12 protein-coding genes and 4 tRNA genes are annotated in these 15,899 nt (G+C 62.0%); 4 read left to right on the forward strand and 12 right to left on the reverse strand.

Features of this window, described 5'->3' with window-relative positions:
* Positions 1 to 7 precede the first annotated feature (7 nt).
* From DOM41_RS15580 to DOM41_RS15595, 4 genes are all read right to left on the reverse strand, one after another.
* Positions 8 to 3,097 (reverse strand): efflux RND transporter permease subunit, encoded by a 3,090-nt coding sequence (locus DOM41_RS15580; protein WP_110687782.1) that lies wholly within the window; start codon positions 3,095 to 3,097, stop codon positions 8 to 10.
* Positions 3,094 to 4,206 (reverse strand): efflux RND transporter periplasmic adaptor subunit, encoded by a 1,113-nt coding sequence (locus tag DOM41_RS15585; RefSeq protein ID WP_110688040.1) that lies wholly within the window; start codon positions 4,204 to 4,206, stop codon positions 3,094 to 3,096. Before DOM41_RS15585 ends, DOM41_RS15580 begins: the two co-directional genes overlap by 4 nt.
* A 146-nt stretch (positions 4,207 to 4,352) precedes the next feature.
* The gene (locus tag DOM41_RS15590; RefSeq protein WP_110641155.1) at positions 4,353 to 4,967 is read right to left on the reverse strand and encodes a TetR/AcrR family transcriptional regulator; all 615 of its coding nucleotides are present in this window, start codon (positions 4,965 to 4,967) and stop codon (positions 4,353 to 4,355) included.
* A gap of 188 nt (positions 4,968 to 5,155) precedes the next feature.
* A complete protein-coding gene (locus DOM41_RS15595; protein ID WP_198651180.1) occupies positions 5,156 to 6,058 on the reverse strand; it encodes an AraC family transcriptional regulator in 903 nt (300 codons plus the stop codon).
* A gap of 249 nt (positions 6,059 to 6,307) precedes the next feature.
* On the opposite strand from DOM41_RS15595, the gene DOM41_RS15600 reads away from it, so the two are divergent.
* A complete protein-coding gene (locus tag DOM41_RS15600) occupies positions 6,308 to 6,922 on the forward strand; it encodes an NAD(P)H-dependent oxidoreductase (protein ID WP_245391876.1) in 615 nt (204 codons plus the stop codon).
* A 58-nt stretch (positions 6,923 to 6,980) separates the two neighbouring features.
* On the opposite strand, the gene DOM41_RS17595 is transcribed toward DOM41_RS15600, so the two are convergent.
* From DOM41_RS17595 to DOM41_RS15640, 8 genes are all read right to left on the reverse strand, one after another.
* The gene (locus DOM41_RS17595) at positions 6,981 to 7,499 is read right to left on the reverse strand and encodes an MBL fold metallo-hydrolase (protein WP_157956959.1); all 519 of its coding nucleotides are present in this window, start codon (positions 7,497 to 7,499) and stop codon (positions 6,981 to 6,983) included.
* Positions 7,496 to 8,428 carry a DnaB-like helicase N-terminal domain-containing protein gene (locus DOM41_RS15610; RefSeq protein ID WP_110687785.1) on the reverse strand — a complete coding sequence of 311 codons (933 nt, stop codon included), beginning with the start codon at positions 8,426 to 8,428 and terminating at the stop codon, positions 7,496 to 7,498. The genes DOM41_RS17595 and DOM41_RS15610 overlap by 4 nt, the downstream gene beginning before the upstream one ends.
* Positions 8,418 to 9,308, reverse strand: a complete 891-nt coding sequence (locus tag DOM41_RS15615) for a ParA family protein (protein WP_110687786.1) — start codon at positions 9,306 to 9,308, stop codon at positions 8,418 to 8,420. Before DOM41_RS15615 ends, DOM41_RS15610 begins: the two co-directional genes overlap by 11 nt.
* Positions 9,309 to 9,388: 80 nt before the next feature.
* Positions 9,389 to 9,464 (reverse strand) — tRNA-Asn (locus tag DOM41_RS15620).
* Positions 9,465 to 9,498: 34 nt separating this feature from the next.
* Positions 9,499 to 9,574 (reverse strand) — tRNA-Asn (locus tag DOM41_RS15625).
* Positions 9,575 to 9,600: 26 nt separating this feature from the next.
* Positions 9,601 to 9,676 (reverse strand) — tRNA-Asn (locus tag DOM41_RS15630).
* Positions 9,677 to 10,131: 455 nt separating this feature from the next.
* A tRNA-Met gene (locus DOM41_RS15635) sits at positions 10,132 to 10,208 on the reverse strand.
* Positions 10,209 to 10,315: 107 nt separating this feature from the next.
* A complete protein-coding gene (locus DOM41_RS15640; protein ID WP_110688041.1) occupies positions 10,316 to 11,254 on the reverse strand; it encodes a choline ABC transporter substrate-binding protein in 939 nt (312 codons plus the stop codon).
* Positions 11,255 to 11,690: 436 nt separating this feature from the next.
* Here DOM41_RS15640 and betI point away from each other — a divergent pair, with 436 nt between their 5' ends.
* The 3 genes from betI to betA all read left to right on the forward strand — a co-directional run bounded on the left by betI (position 11,691) and on the right by betA (position 15,702).
* Positions 11,691 to 12,341, forward strand: coding sequence for a transcriptional regulator BetI (gene betI, locus DOM41_RS15645; protein ID WP_110687787.1), 651 nt, complete (start codon positions 11,691 to 11,693; stop codon positions 12,339 to 12,341).
* Between the two features lie 106 nt (positions 12,342 to 12,447).
* Positions 12,448 to 13,917, forward strand: coding sequence for a betaine-aldehyde dehydrogenase (gene betB / locus DOM41_RS15650; protein ID WP_110687788.1), 1,470 nt, complete (start codon positions 12,448 to 12,450; stop codon positions 13,915 to 13,917).
* A gap of 87 nt (positions 13,918 to 14,004) precedes the next feature.
* Positions 14,005 to 15,702, forward strand: coding sequence for a choline dehydrogenase (gene betA / locus DOM41_RS15655; RefSeq protein WP_110687789.1), 1,698 nt, complete (start codon positions 14,005 to 14,007; stop codon positions 15,700 to 15,702).
* Positions 15,703 to 15,899: the final 197 nt, after the last annotated feature.

The raw sequence follows: 15,899 nt of genomic DNA on the forward strand, positions 1-15,899 counted from the left end.
ATCACGATTAACCTTCCCTCTCAAGCACGACAGACTCCGCTCCACGGGGCGTGATTTTGTACCAGATCGCGTACATAGCCGGCAAAAACAGCAGCGTCAGCAACGTCCCAGCGATGGTTCCGCCAATCAACGTGTAGGCGAGGGTGCCCCAGAACACCGAGAACGTGAGCGGGATGAACGCCAGCACCGCCGCCAGCGCCGTCAGCAGCACGGGACGTGAGCGCTGAACCGTCGCCTCGATCACGGCATCGAATGGCGCCAGTCCCTCCTTGCGGTTCTGACTGATCTGCCCGATGAGAATCAGCGTATTGCGCATCAGGATGCCGGAAAGCGCGATCAGCCCGACCAGCGCATTGATGCCGAACGGCTGATTGAACAGCAGCAGCGTCGGCACGACGCCGATCAGCCCCAGCGGGCTGGTCAGAAAGACCATGATCATCGCCGAGATCGAACGCACCTGCAGGATGATGACCAGCAGGGTCAGTGCGATCATTATGGGGAACAGCGGCAGCATCGCCTGCAGGGCCTTGCCGGACTCTTCGATCGAGCCGCCCTCGTCGACTTGGTAACCGGGCGGGAGCGAGTCGATGAGCGGCTGGAGCTCGGCGGTGATGGCCGTCGAGACATCCGGCGGCTGCAGCCCAGGAGCGACGTCGCTCCCTACTGTAATGGTCGGCGTACGATCGCGGCGACGCAGTATCGGATCCTCCATGCGCACGTCTATCTCGCCGACCTGAGACAGCGGTATCCGCTGACCCTGCTCGCCGATGAGGGTGAGATCGGCCACTTTCGCGGGGTCGAGCCGCACATCCCCTGCGGCGCGGCCCATGACTTGCACGGTGCGAATGTCTTCGCGCACTTCGGTCATCGAGACGCCACTGAGCATAAACTGCAGCTGCTGGGATGCCGAGCGCGACGAGAGCCCCATAGCACGCAGCCGGTCCTGATTCAGTTCGAGATGCAGCGTCGGTACGCGCTCGCCCCAGTCGGTATTCACCGTACGCGTCAGTGGGCTTGCGACCATGATGTCTTCCACCTGGCGGGCGAGATCGCGAAGCGTGTCGGGGTCGGGGCCGGAAACGCGATAGGCCACGGGGAATGGGGAATAGGGTCCGAAGACTAGGTGCGTCGCTCGAACTCTCGCCTCGGGCGCGAGACCGTCGGCGATCGCCTGTCTCAGCCGGTGCTGCAGCGCATCGCGGGCCTGCTGGTCATCGGTGAGCACGACCATCTTGGCAAAGGAGGGATCAGGTAGCTCCTGCCCCATCGCGAAGTAAAAGCGCGGCGCTCCCTGGCCAATATAGGTGGTGACACTATCGGCTTCGGGCTGCTCGGCCAGCCAGCGCTCCACTTTCGCCGTGGCGTCGCTGGTTCGCTCGATCGAGGTGCCATAGGGCATTTGGACCTCGACCAGGACTTCGGGACGATCGGATATCGGGAAGAACTGCTTCTTGACCAGCCCCATGCCCATGACGGCGACGACGAATGACGCCACGACGCCCCCGCCGACCCACCACTTGCGCGCGATGACCCAGGCCAGCGCACGCCGCAGGCGATGATAGCGCGGCGTGTCGTAGATCGAGGCCTGGCCACCCTCGAGCGTCTCCATCTCAGGCAAGAGCTTGACGCCGAGATAGGGTGTGAACACCACCGCCACGATCCAGGAGGCGATCAGCGCGATGCCGACGATCCAGAACATGTTGCTGGTGTACTCGCCCGCGGCAGATTGGGCGAAACCGTTGGGCATGAAGCCAATCGCGGTGACCAGCGTTCCCGACAGCATCGGTGCCGCGGTATGGCTCCAGGCGTAGGCCGCGGCGGCGGCACGCTTGTAGCCCTCTTCCATCTTCACCACCATCATCTCGATGGCGATGATGGCGTCATCGACCAGAAGCCCCAGCGCCAGAATCAACGAGCCCAGCGTGATGCGATCGAAGTTTTTGCCGGTGGCCTGCATGACAATGAACACCAGCGCCAGTGTCAGCGGTACGGCGGCCGCGACGACGATACCGGCGCGCCAGCCCATGCTGACGAAGCTCACCAGCATCACCACCAGCAGCGCCGCGAAGAATTTCATCATGAACTCGCCGACGGCGGCATCGATAATCACGGCCTGGTCCGAGACCTTGCTCAGACTGATGCCCAGCGGCAGCGCGTCATTAATCGCACCGACCTCCTGCTCGAGCGCCTCGCCGAGGTCGAGACCGTTCCACCCTTCGCGCATGATCACGCCCAGCAGCAGCGCGGGCTCGCCATCGTGGCGAACCAGAAAGGTTGCCGGGTCTTCGTAGCCGCGCCTGATGGTCGCGATATCCGAAAGCTTCAGCGCATTCCCCTGCGCGGTGATCGGCGTGTCGCGAATCGCCGCCAGTGAATCGAACCCGCCGTCGAGGCGAATCACGATCTGCGGCCCGTCGGTTTCGACCGACCCCGCCGGCGTCAAGGCGTTCTGGCCATCGAGCGCTTCAAAAATCTGCGCCGTGCCGATACCGAGCGTTGCCAGGCGCTCGTGGGAGAACTCGACGAAGATGCGCTCGGGCTGTTCGCCGATGATGTTGATCTTCTTGACGCCCGGCACCTGAAGCATTCGTTGACGCAGCTTCTCAGCATCTCGGACCAGAACCCGCTGCGCTTCATCGCGGGACTTGAGCGCATAGAGCGCGAAGGTCACATCCGAATATTCATCGTTGACCATGGGGCCGATGACGCCGCTGGGTAGATTGGGCGTTTCATCATCAATCTTTTTGCGTGCTTGATAGAACTGCTCCTGGACCTGGGAGGGAGGGGTGCTGTCCATCAGCGTCACTTTGGTGAAGGCCAACCCAGGTCGCGTGTAGGTCTCGGTGTTGTCGTACCAGCGCAGCTCCTGCATGCGCTTCTCGATTTTATCGGCGACCTGATCCTGCATCTCCTGGGCCGTCGCCCCGGGCCAGGCGGTGATGACCGTCATGACCTTGACCGTGAAGGCGGGATCTTCCTCGCGCCCGAGATCGACGAACGCCAGTGCGCCACCCAGCGAGATCAGCACGATGAGGAATAGGGTGACGGATTTCTCGCGCACCGCGAGCGCCGAGAGATTGAAGCGGGATCGGCTCATGGCAGCGACTCCTGCCCTGCCGCAGAGCCCGTTGCAGCGGGACGCACCGTCTCTCCTTCGCGCAGCAGGTGTGCTCCCATCGCCACGACACGCGCGCCGGGCTCGAGCGCACCCTGCACGCGGGCCTGCTCGTCACTGACGCTGAGAAGGTCGACGGGCTGCCAGCGCACCGTGGCAGGCTCGCCATCGACGACCCAGACGCCGGCGCCGGCACCGGCACCGGCGTCATGAATGGCGCCGAGGGGAACCTTCAGCCCCCCCTCCTTGGCCTGGTTCGTCGTCAACCGAACGCTGACCGTCGCGCCCAGCGGCGCGCTGGCAAATTCATCGCCCAGCACGTAGCGGGCATCGAACGTGCGCGTGAGCGTATTCGAGGAGGCCGATAGTTCGCGCAGCGTGGCGGGCCCGCTGGCCGTCTCGCCGTAGAGGGTGGCCTGCGCCATCGACCCGAGCGGCGGGCGTCGTGTTTCGGGCAGCGCGATGAGCGCTTCACGAGGGCCTGCGTGGGCGAGTCGGATCACGGTCTGCCCGGCGGCGACGACCTGGCCGGGCTCGGCGAGCGTCTCCGTGATCACGCCGTCGGCGTCGGCCAAGAGGGTCGAATACAGAGTCGCGTTGCGGGCGACCTCCGCTTGCGCGATGGCCGCCTCGAGATCGGCCTGCGCCGCGTCGGCCGCCGCCTTGGCTTCATCGTAGCGTGATACCGCAATGACACCACGATCGCGCAGCGTGCGATAACGACGCTCGTCATCCTCGGTCTGCTTGGCACGCGCCCGAGCGGCGGACACCGCCTGAGCCGCCGATTCCGCGCTCAGGGTCAAATCCACGGGATCGAGCCGCGCCAACGGTTCGCCCTGCTTGACCTGCTCGCCCACGTCCACCAGCCGTGACAGGACCTTGCCATCGACCCGAAAGCCGATGTTGCTCTCGACCCTCGCCGCGATGATGCCAGTGAAGACTCGCACGCCGGGCTCGGCCGGCGTGACCGTCGCCACGCGCACCAGCGGCGGCTCGGTTCGCGGGTCCGCGAGCTCGTCCCGTTGACAGCCGGTGGTCGTCAGCAGCAGAAACGCGGCCGCCGTCGTCAAAACCCTGGAGCGCCTGGTCATTCGTCGCAGACCCGTCATGGTGATCGCTACATCCAAATTATGTTGGCGTGACTATATTGCAAAATAGTCACAGCCACAATCGATATGATCACAGCCACAATCGAGAGAGTCAGACCTGCAAGCGAGAGGGCCACACCCGCAAGCAATCAGGGGGCGAGACTGCGTAGGATGAAACTGGAGAGCAGGCCGGGAGCCGAGCCGACGTGTTCGAGGCTTTGCTTCAGGATGACGGGATGCATGTAGGGGCGGATGACCAGACAAACCGACGCCGTGACTTCGTCGAGCGGCGTCTTGCGCTCGAAGTCGCCGCTTCGTCGCCCGGCGACGAGAATCGCTTCGACCAGCGTCCTGACGCGAGCCTCGTAGCGTTCGACCGGCAGCCACTGCTCGGATGCCGCAGCGGCGGCGATCTCGTAGAGGTTTCGGTCTTCGGAGAAGAGCCGCAGACTCGAGTGCACCAACGTCTGGAACAGGCGCCGGAGCTGTTCCGGCGGGTGATCGGTGGAAGTCACCGCGGCGCTGATATCCCGATCGATCTGCTGCAGACACTCGCTGCAGATCACCTCGCCAATGGCACGCTTGGAAGCAAAGAACTTGTAGATGTACGCCTTGGATATGCCGATCACCTTGGCCAGCTCCGAGACGGTCGTCCGGTCATAGCCATGCCGGCTGAAGTGCGCCTGCGCTGCTGCTACGATCTGATCGCGGACGTCGTGTTCCGCCGGGCCACGCGCCGCGTCGGGAGAAATTGGCTGAGACATGGGCAAAGCGCCTTCCGAGTGCGGGTTCTGAAAACCAGTCAGCTTAGCATAGCCCGAATGGTGACTATAACCATAGGTCGTCACCTGATTGCCGTGTACTGCTAACCGGCGCGGCATGCTGCCGGTAAGAGAGTCACCTCGTCGAGCATCGGCAGTGCCCGCAGTGCTTGGACAGGCGCTCTGGCCCATCAGTAGCGGTGCCCTTTCCCTCCCTGTATCGATTGCCTCATCTCTCTGCGGTCGCGACTCGGCGGCACACCAAAGAGCCGGCTGTACTCCCGGCTGAACTGCGAGGCACTTTCGTACCCGACACGTAACGCGGCGCTGCCAGCATCCAGATCGTCGTGGAGCATCAATTGGCGAGCATCCTGCAATCGCAGATTCTTTACGTACTGCAGGGGACTCATGCCGGCGACTGTCCGGAAATGGCGGCGAAAGGTCGATGGGCTCATATGGGCCTTGGCCGCGAGCTCGCTCATGGAGAGGTCCTGCGCGTAGTGGCGCTTCAGCCAGGCGACGACCTTGGCGATATGCTGGTTCGGGGAGCCGGTCGCCACGAGCCGGCGCAAGTAGGGGCCATGATCGCCATTCAGCAAGCGGATAACGATTTCTTTGTGAATCAAGGGGGCGAGCTGGGGCATCAGCTGTGGTTCGAACGACAGCCGAAGCAGTCGAGTGAGTGCCAGTATCGTACCTTCGTCCAGGGTCTCGACTGACATCGCTCTCAACGCTGCCGTCGGAGGTAAAGCCGCGGGCGCGGGCTCGACAGCCAACTGGGCAATATCATGTGCATCCAGTGCCAGCCATACGCCAAGATATGGCACCTCATGGCTGGCATGCGTGATATAGGAGACAACGGGTAAATCCAGGGTCGTTATCAACGAGTGTCCGGCGCCGTAGTCGTGGATCTCGTCGCCCAATGAGACCTGCTTGCCTCCCTGAACGATCAGCCCAAGGCCCATGTCATAGATACAAGGCACGGGATCCGTCGTCGTGCTGCAACGGCTCAGCTTCAACGCCGGAATCGGAGTGCTGCAATCGCCATCGTTTTGGGCAATTTCCGCGACCAGCGTCGCGAGCTCATCAAGCATGGAATGTCGTCGAGCCATTGCCGCACACCCTCCAGAAGACTGCGTAAAATTCGCCTCAAGGCCCTGATTGACGAGATTTCAGCCTATCATGGCCGACGAATGATCGGATCTAATACCGATCGCAGCCGATCGAATCAGGCAATCATTGAAGCGCTTTTAGCAAGCGTGCGCCAGGCATTGGGTCTCATACTGGGGTTCAGAACTCGCATCTGGGTTTGAGCACATCGGCCTGGTTGACGAAGCGCCACGATGTCACCTTCAGTCACTCAGCAGGAATCAGATATGGCTAACGTCTTTTTGATCAACGGTCATCAACCGCACCCCGTTTCCCCCGGCACGCTCAACGCGACTTTCGTGGAGCGCGCAGAGGCTTTCTTCCAGCGCCGCGGTGATGACGTCCGCAAGACGGCAACCGCCGACGATTACAATATCGACGCTGAGATCGAAAAGCTGAAGTGGGCGGATGTCGTGCTCTTGCAGTCGCCGATCAACTGGATGGGCGTGAGCTGGGGAATGAAGAAGTATATCGATGACGTATGGACCGCTGGCATGAGGGGCGATCTGTCAGACGGCGATGGCCGGTCATCCAGGAATCCCAAGTCCAACTACGGACTGGGGCCGAAGCTCAGCGGCAAATACATGATGTCCCTGACAGCCAATGCCCCACGCGAGGCGTTCAGCAATCCGCAAGAAACGTTCTTCGATGGATTGAGCGAAGACGAGCTCATGCGCCCGATGCATCTCAACTTCAAGTGGATCGGCCTTGAGCCGATGCCGACCTACGTGATCTACGACGTGCTGAAGAACCCCGATATCGAGGCGGATCTCGGACGCTTCGAGCGTCATTTGGAAAAAAACTTTTAGAGAAACATGTGCGGTCGAGACCATGAGTCTGGACCGCACGAATGAAGTGGATGCCCGGCTACGGTTTACTGGCGGCAGACTCGGCCGGCAGATACACGAAGCCTGTTCCCTTCGACTGAATGTGGCCAGTCGCTGGGAAGGGCAGATGCGCGCCTGCTACCCAAAAATGCTGCTCGGCGGCATCATCTAGCAGAGTCTTACGCGTAACTTCACCTTGGTCCTCATTAAGGTCGAACTCCATCGAGTACTCCGGGTGCGCGAACTGCATTTGAGGAACGTGCACCAGATCGCCCATCAGCAATAGTTTCTGGCCTTCGCTTTCGACCATGAATACGGTATGCCCCGGTGAGTGGCCGGATGCCGGAATCGCACGGATCCCAGGCATGATTTGAGCTGGCGCCTCGAACGATTCGATTCGATCCTCGTAAATCGAAAATGTCTTCTTCGCGGCCGAAAAATTCACGGCCTCGAGCCCTTCGCTCTCCGCGCCATTGTCGGGATCCAGGAAGTAATCAAAATCCGCCTGGCTTGCGTAAACTTCGGCGTTCGGGAACACTTTCTTGTCATCGACGATCAAGCCACCGGAATGGTCGCCATGCAGATGGGTGATATGCGATTCGTGGCGGAGGTCAGCTTCTCCCAGCCCCCGTCGTCCAACTGGCCAGAGCGGAGTTTGCTCAGGTCCAGCCGCCCCATGCTCGCCATCAGACGCAGCATCAGCTGCTCCTCGGGCATCTCGAGCGAGAAGACGAAGATCGGTGCGGTGGCCAATTCGGTGCGACCCGCCGTGGCAACCAGCGCATTCTCGACGAGGTTCATCCCCAGCGTGGTCTTGCCCATCGATGGGCGACCGGCGATGACGATCAGGTCCGAGGCCTGCCAGCCACAGGTGAGCGCGTCGAGGTCCTGGTAACCGGTGGGTGTGCCGGTAATGCCATCCTTGGCGTTGAAGGCACGATCAATAGTATCGATCGCTGCGGTCAACGCTGGACGTATGCCGGTTTCCTTGCTCTGCCGATTTTCGGCCAGCTCAAACAGTTGACGCTCGGTGGCTTCGACCAACGCCTGACTGAGCTGCTGTCCATCCAGCGCCCGCTGACTGAGATCACGCCCCATGTTGACCAGCTGCCGGCGACGCTGATGCTCGCGAACGATGCCGGCATAGGCGACCACATTGGTTACCGACGGCGTGTTACGGGCCAGCTCGGCCAGGTAGGACAAGCCGCCGCAGGTCTCGAGATTACCATCGCGCTCCAACACCTCGGAGAGCGTCACCACATCCAGCGGCTTTTCGTCAAGGGATAGCGCTTCCATCGCCTTGAAGATCAGCCGATGCGGGTAGTGATAAAACGCGCCGGCATCGACGATTTCGCAGATGTCATCCCACTTTGTGTTGTCGAGCATCAACGCGCCCAGCGTGGACTGCTCGGCCTCGATGCTATGCGGTGGCAGAAGCCCCATGGTCTCTGCGTCTGCGGATGCCGGGGATGCGGCCTCAATGGACATGACCCGCCCCCGATTTACCTGTGCCCGGTTTGCCGTTAGGCGTGACCGTGCCTACTGCGCGGATGGCATCGACCCACTCGGGATAGAGATCGATGGCCACGGCCTTGAGTTGGTCGGCACAGGCCGGTGCCTTGCGACTGTATGGCTTGCGCGGCTCGACCCGATGGACGGGCAAGCCCTGCAGCGCAGCCGAACGATAGGCGGAGAGATTGACCAGTGGGGTCTTGAGCACGCTGATGCCATGATCTTCGACCTCGGCATACATGGTGCGAATGCTGTCGGCGATGTCGCGGGCGTCGCGAAGCTGGTCGGTCATCTTGTTGAGCAGGATGGAGACCGGCGGCACCTCGAAACGGGTATAACGTGCCAGCTCGCGTAGCTCGTTGAGCATGCCCTGGGTGCCACGCACGAATTCGCGGGCGGTGAGCAGTTCGGGAACGATAGGAGAGATCAGTTGATCGGCGGCCATCACGGCCATCTCCAGGACGACGGAGCGCGCGCCCTGGGTATCAATGAGGATGGCGTCGTATCGGTCGGCGAAGCGATCAAGGAGATCGATCAGGCGGAAGCGACCATTCGGAGCGTTGAGCAGCAGCTGCTGTAACTGATTCCGATAGTCGTTGGAGACAATGATATCGAGGCTAGGAACAACGGTGTGGGAGATGATCTGGTCGAGGTCGACCAGCTCTGTCGCGAGTAGCTCGTACACGCCGCCGGGGGCCGGCTGCGACAGCTCATAATAGGAAGAAAGGGTTGGCTGTGAATCCAGATCTATGAGAAGGACTCGAAGACCGGCATCTGCCAGGAGGCCGCCCAGGTTGGCTGTCGTAGTCGTCTTGCCGACGCCGCCCTTGGAGCAAACCGTTGCTGAAACACGCATAGCTGCACCTCATCCAATAGTGAATGGAATGAGTGCAGAGGCTGCGACTATCGAGCATGAAAATTTCGTTGGACTGTCACTGGCTCCCTGAGCAGGACTCGAACCTGCGACCCAGCGATTAACAGTCGCTTGCTCTACCAACTGAGCTATCAGGGATCGATGCAGCGATCTCTCGTCACGATGATAACGATGGCTCCCCGAACAGGACTCGAACCTGTGACCCAATGATTAACAGTCATTTGCTCTACCAACTGAGCTATCGGGGATCGGACTCACCGTGTGTTGAATTCGTTGGCTCCCCGAACAGGACTCGAACCTGTGACCCAATGATTAACAGTCATTTGCTCTACCAACTGAGCTATCGGGGACCGTCTTCAACACGCGGCGAATTATACGTACTCGTTTTCAGGCGTCAAGCCCCAACGGCATTTCAATTTCTGAACGCATGCCAAAATCTCGCCCACAATCAATGCACTGCGCCGCCCTGGTCTGGCGAACGCGCGCCAGTCGCGGGCCCTGGGCTGCACAAGTCGATCAGCCCGCCCGCGTTTCGAGTCACGCTTAGGGATCGAGAAGCGGTACCGCTGAATAGTCCTTGCCGCACGAACCTCGACAGCAATCCGGCGTCGTGGAAGCGCCAGCCTAGGACGGCGGCCTAGCGTGCGTCGATTGCGCGAGCGGGACGCCGAAAAGGCGTCAAGCAACGAGGGTTCGATCTGAGCGATTTTTGCGCATGGAACGCAACACACCGACGAGAAACGTTGTATCGAAGACGCATGCTGGCAAGCGGCAAGAACCGGGAAGCGAGGGGAAAACTCTGGATTGGTGGCTACGCCCTGATTCGAACAGGGGACCCCATCATTATGAGTGATGTGCTCTAACCAGCTGAGCTACGTAGCCATCCAGCGATGCCTGAAGAGAGGGTTCGGGGAGAACCACCAGGGCAACGGGGGCGCACTATACCGACGGGCTCGTGCTACCACAAGCCCGCCAGACAGTTTTTCTCGTTAGAGATCGAGCGAATCGCGCACGGCGGTCAGCCCGGGTTCCCCATCGACGGTCTCAACACCCTCAAGCCAGGCATCCAGCGTCTCGGGGTGATTGGAGAGCCAGGCTCGAGCGGCGGGCTTGGCGTCCTCCCCGTCGTTCATGATGGCGGCCATCACTTCGTTTTCCATATCCAGGGTGAAGGTGAGGTTCTCGAGCAGTCCGCCGACGTTGCCGCACTCGTCGACATAGCCTGCGCGGGTGTTGGTATAGACCGTAGCCCCCCCGAAATCCGGGCCGAAGTAGTCGTCTGCGCCGGAGAGATACCCCATGTCCAGGTCGGTGTTCATCGGGTGCGGCGCCCAGCCCAGGAACACCATCCACTTTTGATCACCGCGGGTGCGAGCCTTGGCTTCGGAAAGCATGCCCGCTTCGCTGGAGTCCACCAACGTCCAGTCGCCGAGGCCAAAGGCGTCGTCGTCGATCATCTGTTGAATGATCATGTTGCCATCGTTACCCGCTTCGATGCCGAACAGCTTGTGCTCGAACTCTTCGGCGTGGTCGTCGAGGTCGGCCACGGACGTCACGCCAGCATCGAGCACGTACTGGGGAACGGCGAGCGTGTACTTGGCACCTTCGAGATTGGCCCGCGGGCGATCCACGACGCCCTCTTCGATGTAGGGATCACTGATCGACGCCATGGAGGGCATCCAGTTACCCAGAAACACATCGAAGTCACCGTTTTTCATCCCGGCGTAGGCGACCGGCACGGATACCGTGTCGGAATCCACCTCGTAGCCCAGCCCCTCGAGAACCACGCTGGTCAGCGCCGTGGTCGACTGGATATCGGTCCAGCCGACCTCGGCGAAATGCACCGTGCGGCAGCTTTCCGGCACGTCAGCCTGCGCCGAGCCGACGACGCCGATCGCCAGCGAGGCGCCAAGCAGTGTGGTGCCCATGACACCCGAGCCCAGGCGTGGGGTCGCGTGGCGCTTCGGGGCTACGGATTGATTGTCCTGTCGTTGCATCATCTCGATATCGCCTGTGGTTGTTTGTCGTTGATGGCACGTCCGATCACACCAGCGATCGGCGCGAGAATAAACCTGGGTTATCTCAAAACCCCTTTCGCATCTTACACAGAAATGATCGATTCTTTATTGATTGACCGTTCAATAAAGAATTTACATAATAAGACTAGGCTGAGGATGATGCCAAGTGCCCTGTCGTCAATCGTCACGCGTGCCAGGCAACGACTACGATAAGACGGTGAGCACGCGCTGCGACATCGGGCGTGAGATTCAACCATTGGTTAGCGGGCCCCCGGGGCGACCCGGCGAAATGCCCGGTAGACAGAAGATCCCTCGCGGGATCACAGCAAGATTAAGGAGTCGCGCTTTGCCCAAGGTCGGCATGCAACCCATCCGCCGCCGCCAGCTCATCGAAGCGACGCTGGCGACTATCGACGAGTTCGGCCTGGCGGACGCCACCATCTCGCGCATCGCCAAGCGTGCCGGCGTTTCCACCGGCATCATCAGCCACTATTTCAACGGTCGCGACGGCCTGCTGGAAGCGACTATGCGTCACATTCTGACGGACCTGGGCACGGCCGTGAGCGAGCGCCGTACCCTGCTGGGCGATGCGCCGCCCCGAGCGCATCTGCACGCGATCATCGACGGCAACTTCGATCGCAGTCAGACCAGTCGCTCGGTGATGAAGACCTGGCTCGCGTTCTGGGCCAGCAGCATGCATCACCGGCCGCTGCAGACGCTGCAGCGGGTCAACGACCGGCGACTCTACTCGAACCTGTGCGCCCAGTTTCATCGCGTGATGCCCAAGCATCAGGCGCGCGATGCGGCACGCGGACTGGCAGCGTTGATCGACGGCCTGTGGCTGCGAGGAGCGCTGGCACCGGAAGGGCTCAATGTGGAACGGGCGCGGCGACTGGCCTACGACTACGTGCGCGAACAGCTGGCCCGGGTCGAAACCCCGGAGGAGCGGTCAGCCCAGGCGGCCCCACGACAACGCAGCGGCGCCCAGTCCCACTGAGGGCCGCCCGGCGCCTATAAGGGCGCTCTGACCCGCGCGAACCGATTTCAATGGCGGCGCAATGACGACAGCCGCGCGTTCAACCGGCTATTCAAGGAGAAGCACCATGGCACGACTCGAGACCCAGACGCTTTACATCGACGGCCGCCGCCAGCCGGCGACCAGCGATGAAACCTTCGATGTGGTCAATCCAGCCAATGGTGAGACGCTGGCGAGTATTCAGCAGGCGAGCGCCGCCGATATCGACGCCGCGGTCGAAAGCGCCAGCCGCGCCCAGCGCCAGTGGGCCGCGATGAGCGGCATGGAACGCTCGCGCATCCTGCTCAAGGCGGTCGCGCTGCTACGCGAGCGCAACAACGAGCTCGCCGAGCTGGAGACGCTCAACACCGGAAAGCCGTTCAGCGAAACCGCGAGCGTCGACATCGTCACCGGCGCGGATGCGCTCGAGTACTTCGCCGGCCTGGCCCCCGCGATCGAGGGCACCCAGATTCCGCTGCGCGAAGACTCCTTCGTCTATACCCGGCGCGAACCGCTGGGGGTCGTTGGCGCCATCGGCGCCTGGAACTACCCCGTGCAGATCGCTTGCTGGAAGGCGGCGCCGGCACTGGCGGCAGGTAACGCCGTCGTCTTCAAACCCAGCGAAGTCACGCCGCTGACCGCCATGAAGCTGGCAGAGATTTTCACCGAAGCCGGGCTGCCGGACGGCCTTTTCAACGTCGTCCACGGCGACGGCCGGGTGGGCGCGATGCTGACCGAGCACGCCGGCATCGCCAAGATCAGCTTCACCGGCGAAGTCGGCACCGGCAAGAAGGTGATGTCCGCCGCTGCCGGCTCGACGCTCAAGGACGTCACCATGGAGCTTGGCGGCAAGTCTCCGCTGATCGTCTTCGACGATGCCGATCTCGACCGCGCCGCCGATGCCGCGATGATGGCCAACTTCTACTCCAGCGGGCAGGTCTGTACTAACGGCACGCGCGTATTCGTGCACCGCTCGGTGAAGACGGCGTTCGAGAAGAAACTCGTCGAACGCGTCGAACGCGTCAAGGCGGGCGACCCGCTGGCACCGGAGACGAATTTCGGTCCCCTGGTCAGCTTCGAGCATCTGGAGAAGGTCGAAAGCTATCTGGAGATCGCGCGGCAGGATGGCGCGCGTCTGCTGGTCGGCGGTCAACGTATGAAAGAGGGTGAGTTCGCCAAGGGCGCCTGGATCGCGCCGACCGTCTACACCGACTGCGACGATGACATGCGCATCGTCCGCGAGGAGATCTTCGGCCCGATCCTGTCGCTGCTCACCTTTGACGATGAAGAGGAAGTGATCCGCCGCGCCAATGACACGGAGTATGGCCTGGCCGCCGGGCTGTTCACCGAAGGGCTCAATCGCGCCCACCGCGTGGTCCATCAGCTCGAAGCCGGTATCTGCTGGATCAACACCTGGGGCGACTCCCCCGCCGAAATGCCAGTCGGTGGCTACAAGCAGTCCGGTATTGGTCGCGAGAACGGGATGGAGACGCTCTCTCACTACACGCAAACGAAGTCGGTACAGATCGAGATGGGGCCGTTCGAGTCGGTTTTCTGACGATTCGCGCTTCACTCGTTCGGGCACGTCATTCGTCCGAGCGACCTCTCGGCTCGACTCTCTTTCTGCTTAACCAGGGGCAAGCGCATGGATCAGGCTCGTGAATTCGACTACATCATCATCGGCGCCGGCTCCGCGGGCAACGTCCTCGCGACCCGGCTGACCGAGGACCCAAGCGTCTCGGTGCTGCTGCTGGAAGCGGGCGGCCCCGACTACCGGGTGGACTTTCGCACCCAGATGCCGGCAGCGCTGGCCTACCCGCTTCAGGGCAAGCGTTACAACTGGGCCTTCGAGACCGACCCTGAACCCTACATGGACGACCGCCGCATGGAGTGCGGTCGCGGCAAGGGGCTCGGCGGCTCTTCATTGATCAACGGCATGTGCTACATCCGCGGCAACGCCATGGATCTGGACTACTGGGCGCAAGCGCCAGGACTGGAAAACTGGAATTACCTGGCATGCCTGCCCTACTACAGGAGAGCGGAAACCCGCGATATCGGGCCTAATGATTTCCACGGCAGCGAGGGGCCGCTCAGCGTCGCCACGCCGAAGGCGGGCAACAACCCGCTCTATCACGCCTTCATCGAAGCTGGCGTCCAGGCAGGCTATCCGCGCACCGACGATCTCAACGGCTACCAGCAGGAAGGGTTCGGTCCGATGGACCGTACCACCACGCAGAACGGGCGCCGCTCCTCTACCGCTCGGGGCTACCTGGACATCGCCAAGCAGCGCGAGAATCTGACGATCGTCACCCATGCGACGACCGATCGTATCCTGTTCGAAGAGAAGCGTGCCGTCGGGGTGAGCTATCTGGAAAAGTCGCAGCCGAAGCAGGCACTGGCGCGGCGCGAGGTCCTGCTCTGCGGGGGCGCCATCGCATCGCCGCAGATCCTGCAGCGCTCCGGTATCGGTGACCCGGCCCTGCTCGACAAGCACGGCGTGCCCGTGGTGCACGATCTCAAGGGGGTGGGCGAAAACCTTCAAGACCACCTGGAGATGTACATACAGTACGAGTGCAAGGAACCGGTGTCGCTCTACCCCGCGTTGAAGCTGCACAATCAGCCGAAGATCGGCGCGGAGTGGATGTTCGCAGGTAAGGGAATTGGTGCCAGCAACCAGTTCGAGGCCGGCGGCTTCATCCGGACCAACGACGAAGAGCGCTGGCCCAACATCCAGTATCACTTCCTGCCCATCGCGATCAGCTACAACGGCAAGAGCGCGGTTCAGGCTCACGGCTTTCAGGCCCACGTGGGGTCGATGCGGTCGATGAGTCGCGGCCGGGTGCACCTCACCGACCGTGACCCGAGAAGTGCGCCGAGCATCCTCTTCAACTACATGTCGCATGCCCGCGATTGGGAAGAGTTTCGTGCCGCGATCCGTATTACGCGGGAGATCATCGAGCAGCCGGCGATGGATGCCTACCGTGGCCGCGAGATCTCACCGGGACCGGACGTGCAGACGGATGAAGAACTCGACGCCTTCGTCCGTCAGCACGCCGAGACCGCCTATCACCCCTGCGGCACCTGTCGCATGGGCCACGGCGAGGATGCGGTAGTGGATGAGGAAGGTCGCGTTCACGGCGTCAGTGCCCTGCGGGTGATCGACGCCTCGATCATGCCGCAGATCGTGACCGGCAACCTCAATGCCACCACGATCATGATCGCCGAGAAGCTCGCCGACTGCGTCCGAGGTCTCGACCCCCTGCCGCCGTCGACGACGGCGTATTATGTCGCCAACGGCGCGCCGGCGCGCCAGGCGCCACAAAAAGCCGCCGCAAACCGCTAAGACGGTATCGATATCCGGTGAATTCTGCATCGCGGGCGAGACAGCGTCTTCGCCCGCGAGTGTCGATCCTTCTCCCTTCACACCGACAGCGGCACACCCAACGATACTCCGCTCCCCGCAAATGACGTCCGCGCTGTTCTTCCGCTCCGCTGATGCGCCTGTCTCCCCGCGGGATCTCCGGCATCGCCTCACCGTTC

The organism is Salinicola aestuarinus, from assembly GCF_003206645.1.
GTDB classification, from domain to species: Bacteria; Pseudomonadota; Gammaproteobacteria; order Pseudomonadales; family Halomonadaceae; genus Salinicola; species Salinicola aestuarinus.

Coding starts and splice junctions, on each gene's coding strand:
- DOM41_RS15580 (WP_110687782.1), bottom strand. CDS start 3,097: ATGAGCCGATCCCGCTTCAATCTCTCGGCGCTCGCGGTGCGCGAGAAA.
- DOM41_RS15585 (WP_110688040.1), bottom strand. CDS start 4,206: ATGACCAGGCGCTCCAGGGTTTTGACGACGGCGGCCGCGTTTCTGCTG.
- DOM41_RS15590 (WP_110641155.1), bottom strand. CDS start 4,967: ATGTCTCAGCCAATTTCTCCCGACGCGGCGCGTGGCCCGGCGGAACAC.
- DOM41_RS15595 (WP_198651180.1), bottom strand. CDS start 6,058: ATGCTTGATGAGCTCGCGACGCTGGTCGCGGAAATTGCCCAAAACGAT.
- DOM41_RS15600 (WP_245391876.1), top strand. CDS start 6,308: ATGTCACCTTCAGTCACTCAGCAGGAATCAGATATGGCTAACGTCTTT.
- DOM41_RS15610 (WP_110687785.1), bottom strand. CDS start 8,428: ATGTCCATTGAGGCCGCATCCCCGGCATCCGCAGACGCAGAGACCATG.
- DOM41_RS15615 (WP_110687786.1), bottom strand. CDS start 9,308: ATGCGTGTTTCAGCAACGGTTTGCTCCAAGGGCGGCGTCGGCAAGACG.
- DOM41_RS15640 (WP_110688041.1), bottom strand. CDS start 11,254: ATGGGCACCACACTGCTTGGCGCCTCGCTGGCGATCGGCGTCGTCGGC.
- betB (WP_110687788.1), top strand. CDS start 12,448: ATGGCACGACTCGAGACCCAGACGCTTTACATCGACGGCCGCCGCCAG.
- betA (WP_110687789.1), top strand. CDS start 14,005: ATGGATCAGGCTCGTGAATTCGACTACATCATCATCGGCGCCGGCTCC.